Origin of the sequence: Larkinella arboricola (genome assembly GCF_003259745.1) — a bacterium.
Classification (GTDB): Bacteria; Bacteroidota; Bacteroidia; order Cytophagales; family Spirosomataceae; genus Larkinella; species Larkinella arboricola.
Map to the genome: position 1 here is coordinate 1,374,162 of NZ_QLMC01000001.1, position 19,848 is coordinate 1,394,009.

Sequence of the window (19,848 nt, forward strand, 5' to 3'; positions counted from 1 at the left end):
CTCCTGAAAGGATGAATTTTTATCAGCCCCGGGTTGTGCCCGGGGCTAACTATTTCCGCTGGGGCAACTAGTTCGTCCCGCCGGATTCGCGCAGCATTTCCACCCAGCCTTTGTAAACCTCCGCCGGAGCGCTGCAATCCAGCCGCTTGAATTTCACCCGTACCTGATAGAAATATATACCACCGGGCAAGTCCTGCTCCCGGTTGGTTTTGCCGTCCCATCGCAGCCCCTCACCGCTATTCTCGTAGACTTTCATGCCCCAGCGGTTGATGATGGTCAACTCAGCCGACTCCACAAAGCGCGGGCACCGCAGCGGCTGAAATACATCGTTTTTGCCGTCACCGTTGGGGGTAAAGACGTTGGGCATCCCGAAAAACGGGCAATTATCCTTACAAACCCGGTTGCTGGGTGCGCTTTCCTGTCCGCTCCGGCTCACCGCCGTAATCTGGTAACAACCGGCCATTGACGTCAGGTTTTCGTGCCGGTAGGTCAGGGTCGCAGCATCAATTGTCGCCAGTAACTGCGGTTCGCTGTCCTGGCAAGGCGTGTAATACAGATTGTACTTCACAACATTCCGGTCGCAGGAACCCGTCGATGGGCTTTGCCAGGTCAGTGTGTTGGTAAAAGTGGGCTGGTTGCAGAGAGCGTCGTCGCTTAGACTGGCGCAGTCAATCTGGTCGATAGACAGGACGGGCGGACAGGGCCGGGTTGTGTCGATGGGTGTAGCACACACGCCCTGCGAAAAATTATAGAGCAGCGTCGCCGAGAGGGGAGGGGTGTACTGACCCGCCGTTTCGACCCGGTAGCAGTAGTTGCTATCGGTCGACATGGTAGCCGGTACGGTTTCATCAGCCGCATAGGCATCGGCCCCGGTATCCGTGTAGGTATAGGTGTCAGGCCCTTGTACGGTAACTTCAGCAATGCGGTTAAACGGACCGTTGGGGCCGGTTTTGCTGCGGTAAATCCGGTGAACCCGGTTGTCGTTGCTCCAGGGCGTACGGGCCTGCCAGTTGAGTTGCACCCGGCGCATTCCGGGCGTAGCCGTCAGCCGGACCGAACTGGCGTTTTCGGTGGCGTCGAGCCGTTGCAACTGGCCGGATACGGGATCGGTGATGTAAAATTCGACGCGGTAACGATACGCATTGGCCACGGTATTCAGGCCCCGGTCGGTGAAAACCGTGTCGGCGGCACTGGCCTGAAGCGTAGTATTGATCGCGGCTATTTGGGTGAAGTCGGTGCCGTTCAGGCCCGTTGCCCGCAGCAGACGGTATTGGTAAGGACCGGTGCCGTCGTTGGGGTTGATACCGGGCGGGCGCGTCCAGCGAACGGTAATCACTCCCCGGGCGGCATCGGTCGAGTCGACGGTGACGTGGGTGATCAGCGGCACCTGCTCGGGCAGCGTAATACAGGCTTCCTCCGAAACCACGCTCTGGCCGTTGCCGGGACGGGGGTATTGCACCACAATGCGGTAACTGTAGGCCACCCCACGCGCCAGCCCGCCCCCTTTGTTATTGTCCGTAAAATTGGTTTGACCAATGGGCACCCGACCCACCTCCACGTAACCCGACCCGGCGGGAACGCCCGTTTCGCAAACATCCGGTGTCAGGGTAGTGCAGCCTTCTTTGCGGTAAATCACCATCTGGGCGTTGGCGGGCGGGGCGGTAGTTCCGCAGGTGTAGGCCGACCAGGACAAGGCGATGGCTCGCCCGGCGGCATCGGCGGTGGGCCGGGCTGTCAGGTTCTGCGGTTTGGGCGCGTAAACGCGGATTCGGAAGGAACCCAGCGTGGCGAGTTGTGTCTGGGTGGCGTGGGGAAAGTCAATCACCCGGAAAATGACGTCATACGGTTCCTCGCGGACGTGTGCGCAGTTGGTCTGCCAGCGGAACGTCCCCGTTAGTGGGCTGTTCTGAATGCCGGAGGGCGTTAGCGTGGCCGTTGGATTAGCCACCAGATTGAGGGTTGTGCCGTCGGCGCCTTTGTTGAATGGCCCGCCGTAACCGGTCAGTTCAAGCCGGTTTCCGTCGGGGTCGATGGCCGTAATGGCCTCATTGATGAGCGTTCCGGCTTCCACGCAGATTTCGTCTGGCACCTTCAACTCGGGGCGTTTGTTGATGGAAGGCGTCACAATAATCTGCACATCCCGCACAATTTCGCCGATTTTGACGCCATCGCGCCACTCTTCCACAATAAAAGCGATGTTGTACTGGCCCTGTTCGGCGGGTGCATCCCAGCATACATCCCCGGTGATAGGGTTGACGGTCAGCGTCGCGGGGCCGGTACCGGCTTCGGTCGTTGGGTTGCGGCCAATGGTGGCCGGGTTAGTATAACCAGCCACGGGAAGCGGGCTACAGGAAGCATCGTCGGCTTCGTACTGTTTTCCGGAGGGAACATACAACCGGTAAGCCAGGCTATCGCCGTCGGCATCGAAAGCAGCGGGGTTGTGACACCATTTCTGGCCGACGCGGGCCGAGTCCAGGGGCGGGTTCAGCAGAACCGGGGTGCTGTTGAGTCCCAAACCGGAGTTGACCACGATGGTGGTCCGCAGCTTAAAATTGGTTTCTATCGAGTTCGGAATATTGCGGGTTCCTTCGTTCCGATTGACAATCGTGCAACTGATCTCATACGTGCCCGGACCGGGATAGGTGTAGGTAGTCCGGTAAATATTAATGGTTGTGTTGGGATTGATGTTCCGGGTTTCGGCATCCACGCGGGGAACCCGGCGCATTTCCTGTCCCACGCCAAAGCAGAAATTCACATCCCGCTGACTCAGGGCCGCCTGATACCCACCTCCCGCACCGCGCGTAACATCATAATACACGGTTAGGGTAATCTCGTAGGTTAGTGCGGTTGAGGAAATCCGGCGGGTGGTAATTTCGCCCGCCCGAACGTGCGTCGCCAGTGCATCCGATGCGGTTGTCAGGCAAAACCCTACACAGCAAAACAGGAGTAGAAACCTTTTCATGAGAGAAGCCGTAAGAGATGGTCGTATGATCTATAAACGGCTGATCCTCCTGTTTATGCGTACCGGTTTGTCGGCTTTGCGAAAATAAAAACTGCTGCACCGGATGGCGCGGGAGATCTTAAAAAAGAAGCCGTTCGCGGCTGGACGGAACGGCTTTAATGGCGCTCGGCAAACGGCTTAACGATCCAGTTCGACCATCGCCTTGATGACTCCATTGGCCGGATTCAGCCAGTCGGCAAACTGGTCTTTCACCTGACCAAACTGCACCCGGTGGGTAATGTAGGTAACGGGGTCAATCAGCCCCTGTTTCAGCGAATTCAGGACGTGCTCGAAATCCTGGCGGGTGGCGTTCCGGCTGCTCATCAGCGTGGCTTCGCGCTTATGAAACTCCGGATGACTCAGGCACACATCCCCGCGCTGTAAACCAACCAGCACGTAGCGACCACCGTGGGCCATGTACTGAAACGCGCTGTTGATGGCTTTCAGGTTGCCGGTGGCGTCGATGATGACCGTCGGCATATCGCCGTTGGTAATGCTCCGGAGTTGTTCGGTCACGTCGGTCGAGCGGGCGTCGATGGTGTACGGCACCTGCAATTTCGCGCGGCAAAAGGCCAGCCGGGCTTCGTTGATGTCCATCGCAATCACCTGCCCACCCGCAATACGGGCAAATTCCATGACGCCCAGACCGATAGGCCCTGCACCAATGACCAGCACGAACTCACCCGCCTGAACCCCAGCCCGTCGAATACCGTGTGCCCCGATGGACAACGGTTCGGCCAGGGCCAGTTCGTCGAGGCTCAACCCGTCGCCGTGCACCAGCGAGTAGGTCGGAACGCTCAGGTATTCGACCATTCCACCGTCCATGTGGACGCCCGAAACCCGTAGCTGGGCGCAGCAATTGGTTTTCCCGGCCCGGCAGGCCACGCAGGTTCCGCAGTAAAAATACGGAATGATGGTAACCCGCTCGCCCTTTTCAAAACCGGGGGCGTCGTCGAAATCGACCAGTTCGCCCGCCAGTTCGTGGCCCAAAATGCGGGGGTATTCAAAAAAGGGCTGGGTTCCTTCAAAAGCGTGGAGGTCGGTTCCGCAGATACCGATGCGCTTGATGTTGACGATGGCATGCCCCGGCGTCAATTCCGGTTTCTGGCCCGAACGGTATTCAAACTGGCCGGGCGTTGTGCAGACTAAGGTTTCCATAAGGGGGTTGTACCGATCGCAACTCCCCACAACAGGGCGAGTGTGACCGGGTTGGGTACGAAGATGGTTATTGATGGCTGAATAATTCTCATGCCCGGCGCAAATTGTTGATATTTTTAAGGTACAACGACCGGCCTGCCTGTAACCCTGCCATTTCACCGCGAGCCGATAACCTGTTTTTCGACGCGAAAGCGGTTTTCTTCCAGATGCTGCTTAATTTACCGCAAACCTGAAGATTTCTGATATGATCAAGTTTTACCTGAGTGCCTTGCTGGTTCTGGGAATCCATTGCGCAGCCCGGAGCCAGTCGCTGACGGCCATCGAAAAGAAGATAATCCAAACCGCGCGGCAGAACCAGCCCGAAACGGAGAAGTTTCTGGAGAAAACCGTCAACATCAACAGCGGGACACTCAACCTCGAAGGCGTTCGGGAAAACGGGAAATTGCTGGCGGCCGAGTTTGAGAAACTGGGTTTCAAAACGGAGTGGATCACGCTTCCCGATTCGCTCAACCGGGCGGGGCATCTGGTGGCCACCCGGCAGGGCAAACGTGGGAAAAAGCTGTTTCTGATTGGGCACCTCGATACGGTTTTTGAAAAAAGTGTCCCGTTTGAACCGTTTACGCGGGTGAACGATTCGACGGCAACGGGGCAGGGGGCCAACGATATCAAGGGCGGCAACGTGCTGATTCTGGCGGCTTTGAAAGCCCTTCATGCGCACGGTTTGCTGGATGATGTGTCGATTACGGCTTATTTTACCGGCGATGAAGAAAGCAGCGGGGGTAGCGAAAGCCGCCGGGATTTCATCGAACGGGCCCGCCAGTGCGACATTGCTCTGGCTTTTGAAGGGGCGCAGGGGCTGAATACTGTAACAACGGGTCGGCGCGGTTTCAGTAGCTGGACACTCAAGGTGGTTTCCCGGACGGGCCACTCTTCGCAGATTTTTAGTGGGCTGGGCTACGGTGCCATTTTCGAAACCGCCCGCATTCTGAACGAATTCCGGCGTGCGCTGGGGCAGGAGCAGTACCTGACGCTCAATCCCGGTCTGATTATTGGCGGCTCCGACATTCGGTACGATGATAAGACCGCCAAAGGCGAAACCACCGGAAAGACCAACATTGTGGCACCGTTGGCGCTGGTGCAGGGCGATCTGCGGTTTATCTCGGAAAAACAGAAGGAAAGTGCCCGCGCCCGGATGCGTGAAATTGTGGAGAAAAGCCTGCCGATTACCAAAGCCACCATCACGTTTGAGGACGGTATTCCGGCGATGGAACCGGCCGAAAAAAACGAGAAGCTGCGGGAAATGGTCGATCAGGTCAGCCGCGACATGGGACTGGGGCCGGTCAAGTCGGGTGATCCGGGTGCACGCGGGGCTGGCGACGTGTCGTTTGTGGCGCAGTATCTGCCCTGTCTGGACGGTCTGGGAGCGTCGGGCCGGGGGGCGCACAGCATCGAGGAAGACATCAATCTGAAGCAGTATCCGCTGCTGATTCAGCGGGCTGCCCTGCTGCTGTACCGATTAACCCGCTGAAATTTGAATACGGTTTGTGGAAAACCATTTCAACCCGAACGAGTTTATCTGGTATCCACATTAAACTAAACGATGAACCGTATCTTTCTTTCCCGGGCGATAGCGCCCGTTTTGTTGCTGCTGTTTGCCTTGCCCCTGCGGGCTCAATTTCGGATCGATGCTGAATCGGGTCTGGTACTCGGAACGGCCTACACGGATGTTAGAATTCCGAATCAGGGCGGTACGCTCGTGGATCTGGCTGAACAGTTGAGCACCGACCCCAAGGTATTTTACCGGGTTCGGCTGGGGTATACCATCGCCAACCGGCATACCATTTCGGCCCTGTACGCTCCCCTGACGGTGCGATACGAGGGGCAGTTCAACCAGAATATCAATTACAATAACGTCCTCTTTCCCGCCAACCAGCCCACAACGGCTTATTACAAATTTAACTCCTACCGGCTGACGTATCGCTACGATTTCGTGGCCAGTGAACACTGGCGGGTTGGGGCGGGGTTTACGGCGAAAATCCGTGATGCCAATACCCGGTTCGAGACAGAAGGCCGTCAGTCGGATTATGATAACGTCGGGTTTGTACCGTTGCTGAATTTTTACGCGGCTTATACACCCGGGGAGCGTTTGACGGTTTTGCTGGAAGGCGATGCGCTGGGCGCGAAACAGGGACGCGCGGAAGATATTTTCTTGGGAGCCGCTTATAAATTCAGTCCGGCACTGTCGCTAAAAGCGGGCTACCGGGTAGTTGAAGGCGGGGCCGACACGGAGGAGATTTACACCTTTACCTGGATCAATTACGCATCGGTGGGGGTACTGCTGACGTTTTAACCGGAAATAAAGGCGAGCGGTGGAAAATTAGGCTGCTCAAAAAAGAGAATAGTAATTAAAGCGGCCACCCGGAATGATTCCGGGTGGCCGCTTTAATTACTTTTGATTAGTTCGTAGCCGTTAATTTTACAATTATTCCCGGCCCGTAATACAGGGCATAATAGGTGTTTGCTGTGCTGCTGGTCAGGATGTCAACAGCCGTGACATAAGGCGGAACACCCGGCGAAAACAACGTTCCACCCGCATTACCGCCATCCATTTCACCGTTGGCTACGCGGGACGGTGTTGAAAAACCAAATTCCGTTACAATGGGTTTACCACCGGGCGTCAAAGCGATGTTTGTCAGACCCGAAAATTTGTCCTGATAAACCATTGGCGTAACGGGGGCCGCTGCCGTACCACTTACTTTGTAAATAGCGGACAGGTGGGTGGGGAAGGGGAAGCCCACCAATGTGGTAACCAGAAAATCGGTTCCGTTGAAAACGATTCCGGTTGGTACGGCATCGATGGTCGGCGGGCCTACGGGTGAGCCCGGATAAGTCGGATTGGGAACATCCGGGAACACGGCGTAAACACTTAGCGCACCGTTGTCTTTATCCCGGCGAATGATGGCATTGGCTCCTGCATCGGTAATGAACAGATCGCCATCCGGCCCAAACGTCAGATCATACGGGTTGGAGTCGGGCGCGTCGGGCGCATTCGTGTGGAAACCGCGAATGGTCGTACCCAGGTCAATACCCGTAAGCGAGCTGGCCTGAATCGGGGCGCTCGTGCCGGGAACAAAGCCCGAAACATCTACAATGTAGAGTTTATCTTCAGACCCGTGCAGAATGTAGAGCTTGCCATCCCGGTACGCCAGGTGATTAAGGCCCTCAGGCGAACCTTCAGGACTGACAGCCGATACAAAACCGGTAATGGCGGTGTAGGTCCCGGTTGGGGTAATCACCGAAACCTGCCCGTTGTTGACCGTGCCGCTACCGGCTTCTGTAACCCACAAATACCCTTTGCTGTCTTCGGCCAGACCAATGGGGGCCATGAGCCCGGCGGCAACCGGCGGCCCGGGGGCAAGGGCTAAGGTCATGGGGTTAGGAAAATCGTGGTCCTGTAGGAGCTTCTGGCAACTCGTGACGGTAAAAAGGCAACTGCCGACAATCACCAGCGTCAGCAGCCAGCGAAGAGTAGAGGTTGAGGTAGTCATTCCCGAAATGGTTTGAGGTATAAATGATTGAAAGGGACCTAATTGTAATAAAGTGCAAGGTAGTTTATCGGACAAATCAGATTATACATAATTTATTATCTGGCAGCAAGTTTCCGGGTTGGAACCGCACTTTCTGCCAATCAACCGGATTTTTCACTAAAAAGAAGGAACAGCATTTTGATTAAACGGTAGTCTTTGACAACGTGTAGGTAAAATTACTGTCTGAAAATTAGGTAAATGGGGCTTGCATTTTTGGTTATATTTATCTTAATTTTCAGCACCTTAACTCACACAAATCAATCTCTATTCCTGTGAAAACTTCTATCGTAATTGTCGAGGATCATCATATGATGGCCCAGACCCTTTCTGACCTGATTCAGAAGTTTGAGACGTATGAAGTGCGCCACATCGCCGAAAATGGGCGCGACCTGATCCGGTATTTGAGCCGGGGCAACCCTCTGGATATGGTATTGCTGGATATTAGTATGCCGGATATGGATGGGTATGAAACGGCTAAGTACCTCAAAGAGCACCATCCCGCCATAAAAGTGTTAGCGTTGTCGGTGCGGGACCGGGGAGAAAACAGTGCCCGGCACTATTTGCCTAAAGGCGGACGGCCAACGGACCTGCGCGAGGCACTCGATCATCTGCGCACCAGAAATGACCGCTATTCCGAATTCGTGACCAACCGGATCCTTCGTAGTCTGACTGGTGCGGTAAACGGTATACCCTGGGAGTATTATCAGTTCAGCGAACGCGAACGGACCTTTCTAAAAATGGCGTGCAGCGATCTGACATATGCCGAGATTGCCGATAAAATGTGCGTCAGTACACGGACCGTTGACGGCTATCGGGAGGCTATTTTTCAGAAAATGCAGGTGAAAAGCCGGGTGGGTATGGCGTTGAAAGCCGTTCGCTGCGGGCTGGTAAAGTTATAAGCCGATTATCTCCAATTTTTACTGTACTTTTGTACCAGTGTACGGCTGGGTGGTAACTACGGCCGTACATTGTTTTCATTCGGCTTCGGCGCGGGGCAGCCCGTGCCGTAACTACTGTTCCAAAACAACACCACATGGCGAAAGTTTCTGATCACATCCGTCGGGCAAACGGAAAAACGATCTTTTCAATTGAAGTTATCCCCCCCATTAAAGGCGACAATCTCAAAAACCTGCTGGACAACATTGAACCCCTGATGGAGTTCAAACCGCCGTTCATCGACGTCACCTACCACCGGGAAGAGTATATTGAGCGGCCCGAACCCGACGGCACCATCCGGAAAATCATCACCCGAAAACGGCCCGGTACGGTCGGCATCTGTTCGGCCATTCTTCACAGATTTGGCGTTGATCCGGTGCCGCACGTTCTCTGTGGTGGTTTTACACGGGACGAAACCGAGGATTTTCTGGTCGATCTGAATTACCTGGGTATCGACAATGTGCTGGTGCTGCGGGGCGATCCGGCCAAACCGTTCGATACGTTTAAGCCTAAAACCAACGGCTATTCGTACGCCAGCGAACTGGTGGAGCAGGTGGCCAACATGAACCGGGGACTCTACCTGCACGAAAGCGACCACGCGATGACGCCGAGCGATTTCTGCATCGGTGTGGCCGCCTATCCCGAAAAACATTTTGAAGCCGTCGATCACGAAACGGATTTCAACTATCTGAAAATGAAGGTTGATAAAGGAGCCGATTACATTGTGACCCAGATGTTTTTCGACAATCAGAAGTTTTTCGATTTCGTAAAAAAATGCCGGGAAGCGGGCATCACCGTGCCGATTTTTCCGGGCCTGAAACCGTTGAGTACGCGGAAGCAATTGCAGGTTCTGCCGCGGTTGTTTCACCTCGAAATGCCCCAGGATCTGATCAAAGCCGTGGAAGCCTGCGAAAATGATGTGCAGGCGCGGCAGGTGGGCGTCGAGTGGTGTATTCAGCAATGCCGGGAATTAACAAAAGCCGGTGTGCCGGGTTTGCATTTCTATACGATGGGCAAATCGGATAATGTCATCAAAATTGCCCGCGAGATTTTTTAACAGCTTGTCCGACTTCCCGACGGAGCTTTGCCCGTGTATATAAAGCTCCCGGGAAAATTGTTGAAACGGTTCCTAAACCCATTTTGCCATGAACCTTCTTTTCATCGGCCTGGCTTTTGGTCTGGCTCTTCACGCGGTATCGGGTTTGGCGCAGGACACGGCTTACAGCCAGCCCTACCGTCCTCAATACCATTTTTCGCCCCGCATCAACTGGACCAACGACCCCAACGGGCTGGTTTACCACGATGGGGAATACCACCTGTTTTACCAGTACAATCCGAAAGGCATTCGCTGGGGCCACATGACCTGGGGCCACGCCGTCAGCCCGGATCTGTTTCACTGGAAAGAACTGCCGCCCGCCATCGCCGAAGACGAGAAAGGAATGATTTTTTCGGGCAGCTGTGTGGTCGATACAAAGAATACAAGCGGTTTTGGGAAAAACGGTGTGGTGCCGATGGTGGCCATTTACACCAACCACCGCGAAACGAACCAGAGTCAGCACATTGCCTACAGCCTGGACAAAGGCCGCACCTGGACAAAGTACGAAGGCAACCCGGTAATTGATTTGAACCAGAAGGATTTCCGCGATCCAAGTGTGTTCTGGCACGAACCGTCCCGACGCTGGATTATGAGTGTGGTGCTGCCAACCGAGAAAAAGGCCCTCTTTTACAGTTCGACCAATCTGAAACAGTGGAACAAAACCGGCGAGTTTGCGTCGGCTGATACCCCGGGAAACATCTGGGAATGTCCGGCCCTGTTGGAAATACCGGTGGTTGGGTCGAAGCGCAGCAAATGGCTGCTGTTTATTTCCATCGGGGCCGGAACGCCAGCCGGTGGTTCGGGCATGCAGTATTACATCGGCGACTTCGACGGCAAAGCGTTCCGCAGCGATTTCAAACAGGGTGATGTACGGTTTGTCGATTACGGCAAGGATTACTACGCGGCTATTACCTACAACAATACACCCCGCAAAATCAGTCTGGGCTGGCTCAACAACTGGCAGTACGCCAACGACATTCCGACCAATCCGTTCCGGGGCGCCATGACGCTGCCGCGCGAGCTGAAAATTGTTCGGGGTAAAAATGGCTATGAACTCCGGCAGCAAGTGGTCAAAGAAATCCGTCCGCTCACATCGGACAGTTTCCAATGGCGGGGGCTGGACACCAAAGAGTTAAACCGTAGTCTGGATTCGAACCGCATCAAAGGCGAGACGTATGTGCTGACGCTTGAAGCGGAGGCAACGGGCGCGGCTGCCGGTGATCTGGGCGTGAAAGTGCGAAAAGGAACGGGCGAAGAAACGGTGGTCGGTTATGATCCGGTCAAACAGGAGGTGTACGTGGACCGCACGCGCTCCGGCAAAACCGATTTTAAAAAAGAGTTTCCCGGACGGTTTACGGCCCCGTTAAAGCGGGAGGACCTGGCGAACGGACGGATCAACATGCAGATTTTCGTGGACCGTTCGTCGGTTGAGGTGTTTGTTAACGACGGTTTGGTGACGCTGACGAACCTCATTTTTCCGAAACCCGACAGCCAGGGTTTCGAGTTTTTCGGCGACGGTTTTCGGGCTGTCACCATCCGGAATATTGAATCCGTCTGGCCGGAATAAATCTCGTCCTGAACTTGGATTACACGGATGAAAGGATTAACTAGGATGCTTCGCTATCAGCGGTTTATTTAATCCTGTTAATCCCGTAATCTATGTCAGCTATTATGAAACCCTTCCTTCTTTTAACGTATCTGTTAATCAGTTCTTTTGCTTTCGCTCAACATTCCGCCGACGAAAAAGCCGTGCTGGCGGTCGAAAGAGAGCGCTTCGATGCGCAGGTGTCCCGTAACTACGCTGTGCTGGAAAAGGTGCTCGGCGACGACCTGATTTACACACATTCCCACGGGCTTCAGGATACGAAGCAATCGTATATTCAGTCGCTCAAAGACGGCAAGCAGACGTATGAGTCCATCGGGATTCAGGAGCAGAAAATCAAGCTGTACGGCAATACCGCCGTCATCAGCGGTATTTGTTTAATCAAGGCATCGAACAACGGCCAGACGGTCAACTCGAAAATCCGCTATACCGACGTGTACGTTAAAAAAGGCCAGCAGTGGCAGATGGTGGCCTGGCAATCACTGAAGTTGCCGAATTAATCGCCGTTATTTTATGAGAATCATACAGAAGGCATGAAGAAGTTCGTTTTGCTGATCGGTCTGTTTGGGTTATCCGGAATTGTGTATGGACAGAGAACCGAAGTAAACGTTGAATTGAAAGATTTAACCAATCGCGGCTCTGAACCCATCGAGACGTCTCCTCAATACCCGGGTGGGATTGGAGCCTACCTTAGTAAACATCAGCGCTACCCGGAACAGGCTCGTCAGAATCAGGTAAAAGGGATGGTTTTAGTTAACTTTCAAATTGACTCCCGGGGTTATATCCAGGATTCTACTATTCGGGTAATCAAGGGGATTGGTTACGGCTGTGATGAGGAAGCGCTTCGGTTAGTACGGAATATGTCCCGCTGGAAACCCGGAAAGGTTTCAGGAAAGCCGGTGTCGGTCAACTACAACATTCCCGTGTTGTTTCCCCCAAAACCATAAAAAAGGCACCGCGTGGAAGCCGACGGTGCCTTTAACAATCCTAATCAAGAAAAATTTTAGACGGAGAAGCTTTCTCCGCAGCCGCAGGTCCGGCTGGCATTGGGGTTCTTAAACTGGAATCCTTTGCCGTTCAGGCCGTCGGAAAAATCCAGTTCGGTACCCGCCAGATAAAGCAGGCTTTTCCGGTCGACGTAAATTTTAATGCCTTTATCTTCCACAATGTGGTCGTTGGGTTGCTGTGCCGTATCAAATTGCAGATCGTACATCAGGCCCGAGCATCCGCCACCCTGAACCGCCACGCGGATAGCGTAATCGTCGTTCAGGCCATCTTTCTGGCGGAGTTCAATAATTTTATCTTTGGCTTTATCCGTTACCGAAACCATAGCAGTACGTAGTATTTAGTCACTAAGGTAAAAACCGCAGGCCGAAAAGAAAAGTTTCTTCAAAAACTCCGCGTAACTCCGCACATCTCTGCTTCACTCTGCGAAATAACTCTTTAACTTGTGCCAAAGAAGAAATGCTGTTACGCGGAGGAGAGCGGAGAGCAGCGGAGGTAATCAGAGAAATGATGACGAATGTTGAGCATATTGGCATTGCGGTGAAAAGCCTGGCGGTTTCGAATGCTTTGTTTACGAAGTTGTTGGGCGAAAAACCTTACAAAAGCGAAGCTGTTGAGTCGGAAGGAGTGACCACCTCGTTTTTCAGAGTAAACCAGACCAAGATCGAGCTGCTGGAGGCCACCCGGCCCGACAGCCCGATCGCGAAGTTTCTGGAAAAAAAAGGCGAGGGCATCCACCATCTGGCGTTTGAGGTAGCGGATATTTACGCCGAAATCGAGCGCCTGAAAGCCGAAGGGTTCACCCCCCTGAACGAAGTACCCAAACGGGGCGCCGACAACAAACTCGTCTGTTTTCTGCACCCGAAAGAAACGAACGGCGTGCTGGTGGAGTTGTGTCAGGAGATTGGCCCGTCTTAAACTGGGATTACACGGATTAAAGGAGAGGATTACCTTATCAGGTTGAACTCGCTAAACAATCCCGCTCCTTCAACCATTTCCACCAGCAAGTCGTTACATTCCTAAACAATCACCAAACCACACAACCATGAACTACTTTAATTCGATCATAGATACCATTGGCAACACCCCGCTGGTGAAGCTCAATAAAGTGACCAAAGGCATCCGGGGAACGGTTCTGGCGAAAGTCGAGTACTTCAACCCCGGCAACTCGGTGAAAGACCGCATCGCTATCCGCATGATCGAGGATGCCGAAAAAGCCGGAATCCTGAAACCCGGCGGTACCATCATCGAAGGCACAAGCGGCAACACCGGTTTCGGGCTGGCATTGGCGGCCATTGCGAAGGGCTACAAGTGTATTTTCACGATGGCCGATAAACAGTCGAAGGAGAAAATCGACATTCTGCGGGCTGTGGGGGCCGATGTGGTGGTCTGCCCGACGAACGTGGAACCCGACGACCCGCGCTCCTATTACTCCGTCGCCAAGCGGCTGAACCGCGAAATTCCGAATTCGCTGTATCCCAACCAGTACGATAACCTTTCGAACACGGCGGCTCATTACGATTCTACCGGACCGGAAATCTGGCGCGATACCGAAGGGAAAATCACCCATTTTGCCGCCGGCGTCGGCACGGGCGGAACCATCTGCGGCACGGCCAAATTCCTGAAAGAGCAGAAGCCGGGCGTTATGACGGTCGGTATTGATACCTACGGGTCGGTGTTCAAGAAATACAAGGAAACCGGCATTTTCGACGAGCGCGAAATTTATCCGTACCTCACCGAAGGCATCGGCGAGGACATTCTGCCGCAGAACGTTGATTTTAGCCTGATCGATCATTTTGTGAAAGTAACCGACAAAGATGCCGCGATCATGGCCCGGCGGCTGTCGAAGGAGGAAGGGCTTTTTGTGGGCTGGTCGACGGGTTCGGCGGTGCATGGGGCGCTGGAATGGGCGCGCGAACACCTGACCGACGAGGATGTGATGGTGATTCTGCTGCCCGACCACGGCACGCGTTACCTCGCCAAAATCTACAACGATACCTGGATGAAAGACCACGGGTTTCTGGAATCCCGCGAGTTTTCGACGGCCCGCGATATTGTCCGCAGCAAAAACGGAAAGGCGAAACTAACAACGGTAGGGCAGGACCTGAAAATAGGCGAGGCTATCCGGCTGCTCAACCAGCACGGTATTTCGCAGATTCCGGTGACCAATGCCGAGGGCGAAATCGTCGGCAGCCTGACCGATTCGACCATTCTAAATAAATTAATCGAAGATCCAACCGTCAAAGACCTCCATGTAGGCGAAGTGATGGACAAACCCTTCAAGTTTGTAGCCCTCGACAATACCGTCGATGTCCTTTCTTCGCTTATCGATCGGGATAACAAAGCTCTGCTCGTCCGCGATGAAAACCAGCAGGTTCACATCATCACGCAAGCTGACCTTCTGGCCGCGATTACTAATTAAAAGTGATGAGTGAAGAGTGATGACGGGGCCGCCCGGCGGTTGGCGCTGCCATATGATTAGGTAACGGCGGAGCCAACCGCCGGGCGGCCCCGTCATAACTCTATTTCCGGTTGTCTTCTCCCGACACCATGCCGAGGTAACTCCAGTAGCGGCTTTCGGCAATGTCGCCTTCGTTGACGGCTTCCTTGACGGCGCACCCCGGTTCGTTGATGTGCAGGCAGTTGTGGAATCGGCATTGGTTCAGTCGGTCGCGCATTTCGGGGAAATAATGGCTGATTTCTTCCTTTTCCATATCGGCCAGCCCCAGTTCCTTGATGCCCGGGGTGTCGATAATAAAGGTATCGGGCGCAATCTCGAACATCTCGGCGAAGGTGGTGGTATGAACACCCTTGTTGGCAAACGTCGATACTTCATTGGTACGCAGTTGCAGGTCCGGTGCCACGGCATTGACCAGCGACGATTTGCCAACGCCGGAATGGCCCGACAACAGGCTGATTTTCTGATCGAGCAGGTTCCGGAAAACGTCAACGTTGGCGCCTTCCGTTGCCGAGGTCTCCAAGCAGGGGTACCCGATGTTTTCGTACAGGTTAATAATTTCCTGCTGGTAGTCCAGGGCTTCATCTTTCAGGATATCGGCTTTGTTGAATACTAGCGTCGTCGGGATGCGGAACGATTCGGATGCCACCAGAAAACGATCGATAAAGCCCAGCGACGTACGCGGGAACGCCAGCGTGACGATCAGCACGGCCTGGTCGATGTTGGCGGCCAGAATGTGTCCGTGGGCGGTTTTGTGGACCGATTTACGAATAATGTAATTCTCGCGGGGCTCGATGCCAGTGATGACGACGGTATTTTCAGTTTCGTCTTCTAGTTCGAACTGCACGCGGTCGCCGACGGCAATCGGGTTCGTGACTTTCAGGCCCTGAATCTTGAATTTGCCTTTCAGCCGGGCGCGGTAAATGTGTCCGTCGTGGTGGCGGACTTCGTACCAGGAGCCGGTAGAGCGTATGATTAAGCCGGTTTGCAAAGCTTTAGTTAAGTTGTTTCGCGGAGTTAAGCGGAGTGAAATAGAGTTAAGCGGAGTTTCTCAACTCAGGATTCAACACTCGGCTTACTCCTTCCTTTAACAAGGTTACGTGAAAATTGATTAACAAACCTAACCGAAATTGACCTAATTTCAGATAAGTGAGCAGTTGGGCAAAATGCACGTCGGTCAGTGCTTCAACGGCTTTCGTTTCGACAACGATTCGACCCTCTACCAACAAATCCATTCGATAGCCGTGATTTAGCCGAACTTCTTTGTAAACAATCGGCATCGGTTTTTCACGCTCAACATACAAACCGTATTCTGACAGTTCATAGTGCAAACACTCCTGATACGCGGATTCCAGCAACCCCGGCCCCAGCGCCCGATGCACCTCAATGGCACCCCTGATAATCTGATACGACAACTTACTATCCTCCATACTCCTCCGCTAAACTCTGTTAACCTCCGCTTAACTCCGCGAAATAGCCAACCCGTTGACTACATCCATCACTTTAGACGTAGCGCCGGTATTCTGAGTAACGTAATCACCAGAAATCGCAGAAGCCTTCGACGGGTCCTCATAAAGCCGCCGGAAAACCGTCTCGAGCGAAGCGGAGTCCGTCACCGGAAAAGCCGCCCCGGCCTTCACCAGATCAACGGCTTCCTGAAATTTGCCGTAATTGGGTCCGAAAAACAGCGGCATCCGGAACGTGGCGGCTTCCAGAATGTTATGCAGCCCTTTGCCAAACGCGCCCCCGATGTAAGCAAATTCGCCGTACTGGTAGAGGGAGGAAAGCATCCCGATGTTGTCGATGATAAGCTGGTTGAACGGCTGAAGGCTTGAATGATTTGCGGCTTCCGAAAACCGCACGGTCTGGCCGGGCAGTTGGCTCCGCCAGCGTTCGATTTCGTCATTGTGGATTTCGTGGGGCGCAATGATGACTTTCAATGGCCGGTCGAAGCGGTTGAGAAATGTAATCAGCACGTCCATGTCGGCCTGCCAGGCGCTACCGATCACCAGCAACGGTTTTCCGTCTTTAAAATCCCGGGCCACCGGAATCTCTTTCCGGGCGTCGGCCACCTGCTTTACCCGGTCAAAACGCGTGTCGCCCGCCAGCGTTACCTGAGTGATGCCGATGCCTTTCAGCAGGTCTACCGACTCCTGATTCTGGACCAGAATGTGGTCAAAAAAATGCAGGAACGACCGGTAAAAACCGCCGTACGGTTTGAAAAAAATCTGATCGGGCCGAAAGATGGCGGAAAAGGAGAGAACCGGAACCTGACGGCTTTTCAATTCCCGCAGGTAATTGTACCAGAATTCGTACTTGATAAAAAACGCAATCGCCGGATTCACCATCTCGACAAACCGCCGGGCGTTTTCGGGGGTATCAAACGGTAAATAGAAAATGAAATCGGCACCAGCGTAGTTTTTCCGAACTTCGTAGCCCGATGGTGAAAAGAACGTGAGCAGAATTTTGTAACCGGGATATTGCTGCCGAAAGGTTTCCATAACCGGGCGGCCCTGCTCAAATTCACCCAAAGACGCGGCATGAAACCAGGCAATGGGTGCGGTATTATCGGCGAGTTTTGCGTTTATTTGTTTAATCCATCCCGTACGGCCTTGAACCGCCAGTCGGGCTTTGAGATGAAACCGGGCCGCAATCTGGAGCGTAGCCTGATAGAGTCGGATGGACGTGGTATAAAGTGCAGCGAGCAAGCGGATGGCAGATTGATTCGGATGTGCAAAACTACAAACTTAACTCATACCCCATGCAAACGTACGACACGCTTGTCGAAGCCCTCGACGACCTGAACAAAAAAGGTTATACGCATGATTTCAATCTGGCCAACGACTGCCTGATTTGCCATAAGCCCCTCCTACAACTCCGGCCCGAACAGTTTCATATTGTGGACGTTTTTCGCTTTGAAGGCATGAGCAATCCGGATGATAATTCAATCCTTTACGCCATTGAGTCTACCGACGGCCAGAAGGGAACGCTCGTTAGTGCCTACGGGGTGTATGCCGACGAGGTGTCGAACGAAATGATGGCAAAATTAAAAATTGAGTGATTTCGTTCGAAACTTTTTTAGGGTCATTCGGCTTATATGCTCGTAGTTACGTGTGAACAAGCCTTATGAACTGGAACAAACTGCAAGACAACGCCCAATTAGACCAAATCCGGAAAGAGTCGGCCGAACAGCCGGTATTGATTTTCAAACACAGCATCCGCTGCTCCATCAGCTCAACAGCATTAAGCCGCATGGAGCGCAACTGGAGCGATTCGGCTGGTATTAAACCGTATTATCTGGACCTGATTTCGTTCCGTTCGGTGTCAAACCAGGTGGCGGAGGATTTTGGCGTTCCGCACCAGTCTCCGCAGGTCTTGCTGATTCAGAACGGTGAATGTGTTTACGACGCGTCTCATTTTGACATTTCGTTCGATACCCTGAAACAACAGGTCGTATCGGCATAACCAGCTATAAAGCATTGACCAGCGCCCGTGTCTGCAAAAGACCGGGCGCTTTTTCATGGCTCTACGAACTGTGAACCGATTTTATTCCGGCACAACTATAGCGGCCACACCATGAATTAACCCCGCAGCGTAATTTTCGCCCGGTGACAAACGCCCCCGATGGGTGGGTTAAATTTGGATACGCTCACCTCGACGGTATCGACCCGGGGGTATTTTTTACGGATTTCAACGATGATGTTGTGGGCGATGTGTTCGAGCAGCCGGGCGGGTTGCTGCATGGCCGCGTGGGTAATGTTGTACAAGTCGCCGTAATTAACCGTCGTGCTTAAGCGGTCGAGTTGGGCGGCTTCGGAGAGGTCGGCGGTAACGGTAATGTCGACGGAGTACTTGTTGCCAATTTTTTGTTCTTCGTCATAAAAGCCGTGGTAGGCGAAAAATTCAAGCCCTTCAAGCGAAATCGTTCCCATAGGCAGTGAATCAACGGTTTTCCGTCGTTTCGAACTGGTTAAAGTTTCGCCCAAAAGTAGAACAAAAAAGCGGACTCGGGGTCCGCTTTTTTGTTAAATCTGATCGAAAAAGGAGCCTGCTTCTTTTTTCTTTCCTTCCGGTTGAGGTTCTTCCGCAATGGCCTGCGGTTCGGTTGGTTCGTCTGCGGTTATCGGTTCGGTAATGGGCAGGCCCGCTTCGGCGGCTTCGGCACCCTGGGCCGCCACCGGATCGGCAAACCCGGCTTCGTCGGTCGGGGAGTCGAGTCTAACGGGTTCATGTTGCAGGGTGTCGTCCGTAGTTTCAACACGCAGGGTTTCGGGGTCCACCAGGTCCGAATCAGCGTCGGCAGCCGGCGTGCCTTTGGTTGCGAGGGGCTCGCTTTCGGTGTGCTGAGCGGTCACCTCGTCAATTTTTGCCTGAATGGACGCCTGATTAAATTTCTTTTCAAACCGATCAACGTTTTCGAGGGCTCCGTTGGCCAGCGTCTGAATCTGCTTGATCAGTCCTTCCTTGTATTTTTCCATCGCCTTGAAGTCGTGTTCCATCGCCTTCAGGTCGTTGAGAATATTTTCCTTAATGTAACGGGCCTGATTTTCAGCGTCCTGCACCATCAGCGTGGAGCGCTTGCGGGCTTCGGCCAGAATTTCGTCGGCTTTTTGTTTGGACTCGTTTAGGTATTTTTCAGCGGCTTTGTTAGCCTGATCCGTGATCTGCGTACTGGTATCGTCGGCAGTCTTCAACGTTTTAAACAACGTCATCTCGATGTCCTTGAACTTGCTGAGTTCTTTTTCGGCCAGTTCGAGTTGCATCTTCAGCATTTTTCCTTCACTTGTTACACGTTCCCATTCCTGCGAAAGAGACGCCAGAAAAGCATCTACTTCTTCGGGACGATAACCGCCGAATCCTTTCTTTTCAAATGTATGCTGCCGAATCTCGATGGGCGTTATTTTCATGTTGGAAAGGTTTATGGTGCCATCACTTTCACTTTTCTGCTAAAAGTAAGCTGATCCGGCCCAAATTATCAATTTTTTATCCTGAAATTTGCGAAAT

At 53.3% G+C, this 19,848-nt stretch carries 20 protein-coding genes; 11 read left to right on the forward strand and 9 right to left on the reverse strand.

Annotated features, from left to right (window positions below):
- Positions 1-67: 67 nt before the first annotated feature.
- Both LX87_RS05395 and LX87_RS05400 read right to left on the reverse strand, forming a co-directional pair.
- Complete coding sequence (locus tag LX87_RS05395; protein ID WP_111627115.1) at positions 68-2,962, reverse strand: T9SS type B sorting domain-containing protein; 2,895 nt, start codon at positions 2,960-2,962, stop codon at positions 68-70.
- A 177-nt stretch (positions 2,963-3,139) separates the two neighbouring features.
- A complete protein-coding gene (locus LX87_RS05400) occupies positions 3,140-4,159 on the reverse strand; it encodes a zinc-binding alcohol dehydrogenase family protein (protein WP_111627116.1) in 1,020 nt (339 codons plus the stop codon).
- 244 nt (positions 4,160-4,403) lie between these two features.
- Here LX87_RS05400 and LX87_RS05405 point away from each other — a divergent pair, with 244 nt between their 5' ends.
- Both LX87_RS05405 and LX87_RS05410 read left to right on the forward strand, forming a co-directional pair.
- Positions 4,404-5,687 carry a M20/M25/M40 family metallo-hydrolase gene (locus LX87_RS05405; RefSeq protein ID WP_111627117.1) on the forward strand — a complete coding sequence of 428 codons (1,284 nt, stop codon included), beginning with the start codon at positions 4,404-4,406 and terminating at the stop codon, positions 5,685-5,687.
- 72 nt (positions 5,688-5,759) lie between these two features.
- Entirely contained in the window at positions 5,760-6,509 is a 750-nt protein-coding gene (locus LX87_RS05410) for a porin family protein (RefSeq protein WP_111627118.1), read from the forward strand.
- 106 nt (positions 6,510-6,615) lie between these two features.
- Here the strand turns inward: LX87_RS05410 and LX87_RS05415 are convergent, their stop codons facing one another.
- Complete coding sequence (locus LX87_RS05415) at positions 6,616-7,707, reverse strand: ScyD/ScyE family protein (protein WP_111627119.1); 1,092 nt, start codon at positions 7,705-7,707, stop codon at positions 6,616-6,618.
- A gap of 311 nt (positions 7,708-8,018) precedes the next feature.
- Here LX87_RS05415 and LX87_RS05420 point away from each other — a divergent pair, with 311 nt between their 5' ends.
- The 5 genes from LX87_RS05420 to LX87_RS05440 all read left to right on the forward strand — a co-directional run bounded on the left by LX87_RS05420 (position 8,019) and on the right by LX87_RS05440 (position 12,328).
- Entirely contained in the window at positions 8,019-8,645 is a 627-nt protein-coding gene (locus LX87_RS05420; RefSeq protein ID WP_111627120.1) for a response regulator transcription factor, read from the forward strand.
- Between the two features lie 134 nt (positions 8,646-8,779).
- The gene (gene metF / locus LX87_RS05425) at positions 8,780-9,739 is read left to right on the forward strand and encodes a methylenetetrahydrofolate reductase [NAD(P)H] (protein WP_111627121.1); all 960 of its coding nucleotides are present in this window, start codon (positions 8,780-8,782) and stop codon (positions 9,737-9,739) included.
- 88 nt (positions 9,740-9,827) lie between these two features.
- Positions 9,828-11,345 carry a glycoside hydrolase family 32 protein gene (locus LX87_RS05430; protein ID WP_111627122.1) on the forward strand — a complete coding sequence of 506 codons (1,518 nt, stop codon included), beginning with the start codon at positions 9,828-9,830 and terminating at the stop codon, positions 11,343-11,345.
- A gap of 104 nt (positions 11,346-11,449) precedes the next feature.
- Positions 11,450-11,881 carry a nuclear transport factor 2 family protein gene (locus tag LX87_RS05435; protein WP_111627123.1) on the forward strand — a complete coding sequence of 144 codons (432 nt, stop codon included), beginning with the start codon at positions 11,450-11,452 and terminating at the stop codon, positions 11,879-11,881.
- Positions 11,882-11,914: 33 nt separating this feature from the next.
- Positions 11,915-12,328, forward strand: coding sequence for an energy transducer TonB (locus tag LX87_RS05440; RefSeq protein WP_111627124.1), 414 nt, complete (start codon positions 11,915-11,917; stop codon positions 12,326-12,328).
- Positions 12,329-12,384: 56 nt separating this feature from the next.
- Here LX87_RS05440 and LX87_RS05445 read toward each other — a convergent pair whose 3' ends face one another.
- The gene (locus LX87_RS05445; protein WP_111627125.1) at positions 12,385-12,711 is read right to left on the reverse strand and encodes a HesB/IscA family protein; all 327 of its coding nucleotides are present in this window, start codon (positions 12,709-12,711) and stop codon (positions 12,385-12,387) included.
- A 182-nt stretch (positions 12,712-12,893) separates the two neighbouring features.
- On the opposite strand from LX87_RS05445, the gene mce reads away from it, so the two are divergent.
- A complete protein-coding gene (gene mce / locus LX87_RS05450; RefSeq protein ID WP_111627126.1) occupies positions 12,894-13,304 on the forward strand; it encodes a methylmalonyl-CoA epimerase in 411 nt (136 codons plus the stop codon).
- Positions 13,305-13,431: 127 nt separating this feature from the next.
- A complete protein-coding gene (locus LX87_RS05455) occupies positions 13,432-14,808 on the forward strand; it encodes a cystathionine beta-synthase (RefSeq protein ID WP_111627127.1) in 1,377 nt (458 codons plus the stop codon).
- 100 nt (positions 14,809-14,908) lie between these two features.
- Here the strand turns inward: LX87_RS05455 and rsgA are convergent, their stop codons facing one another.
- The 3 genes from rsgA to LX87_RS05470 are packed head-to-tail and all read right to left on the reverse strand — an operon-like array spanning position 14,909 to position 17,552.
- On the reverse strand, positions 14,909-15,835 hold the full coding sequence (rsgA, locus tag LX87_RS05460) for a ribosome small subunit-dependent GTPase A (RefSeq protein ID WP_111627128.1): 927 nt from the start codon (positions 15,833-15,835) through the stop codon (positions 14,909-14,911).
- 46 nt (positions 15,836-15,881) lie between these two features.
- Entirely contained in the window at positions 15,882-16,274 is a 393-nt protein-coding gene (locus LX87_RS05465) for a GxxExxY protein (protein WP_111627129.1), read from the reverse strand.
- Positions 16,275-16,304: 30 nt separating this feature from the next.
- Positions 16,305-17,552 carry a 3-deoxy-D-manno-octulosonic acid transferase gene (locus tag LX87_RS05470; protein ID WP_111627130.1) on the reverse strand — a complete coding sequence of 416 codons (1,248 nt, stop codon included), beginning with the start codon at positions 17,550-17,552 and terminating at the stop codon, positions 16,305-16,307.
- A gap of 53 nt (positions 17,553-17,605) precedes the next feature.
- On the opposite strand from LX87_RS05470, the gene LX87_RS05475 reads away from it, so the two are divergent.
- Both LX87_RS05475 and ytxJ read left to right on the forward strand, forming a co-directional pair.
- Positions 17,606-17,905, forward strand: coding sequence for a phosphoribosylpyrophosphate synthetase (locus tag LX87_RS05475; RefSeq protein WP_111627131.1), 300 nt, complete (start codon positions 17,606-17,608; stop codon positions 17,903-17,905).
- A 65-nt stretch (positions 17,906-17,970) separates the two neighbouring features.
- Complete coding sequence (gene ytxJ / locus LX87_RS05480; protein WP_111627132.1) at positions 17,971-18,309, forward strand: bacillithiol system redox-active protein YtxJ; 339 nt, start codon at positions 17,971-17,973, stop codon at positions 18,307-18,309.
- Between the two features lie 116 nt (positions 18,310-18,425).
- On the opposite strand, the gene folB is transcribed toward ytxJ, so the two are convergent.
- The gene (folB, locus tag LX87_RS05485) at positions 18,426-18,776 is read right to left on the reverse strand and encodes a dihydroneopterin aldolase (RefSeq protein ID WP_111627496.1); all 351 of its coding nucleotides are present in this window, start codon (positions 18,774-18,776) and stop codon (positions 18,426-18,428) included.
- Positions 18,777-18,869: 93 nt separating this feature from the next.
- A complete protein-coding gene (locus LX87_RS05490; protein ID WP_111627133.1) occupies positions 18,870-19,751 on the reverse strand; it encodes a DivIVA domain-containing protein in 882 nt (293 codons plus the stop codon).
- Positions 19,752-19,848: the final 97 nt, after the last annotated feature.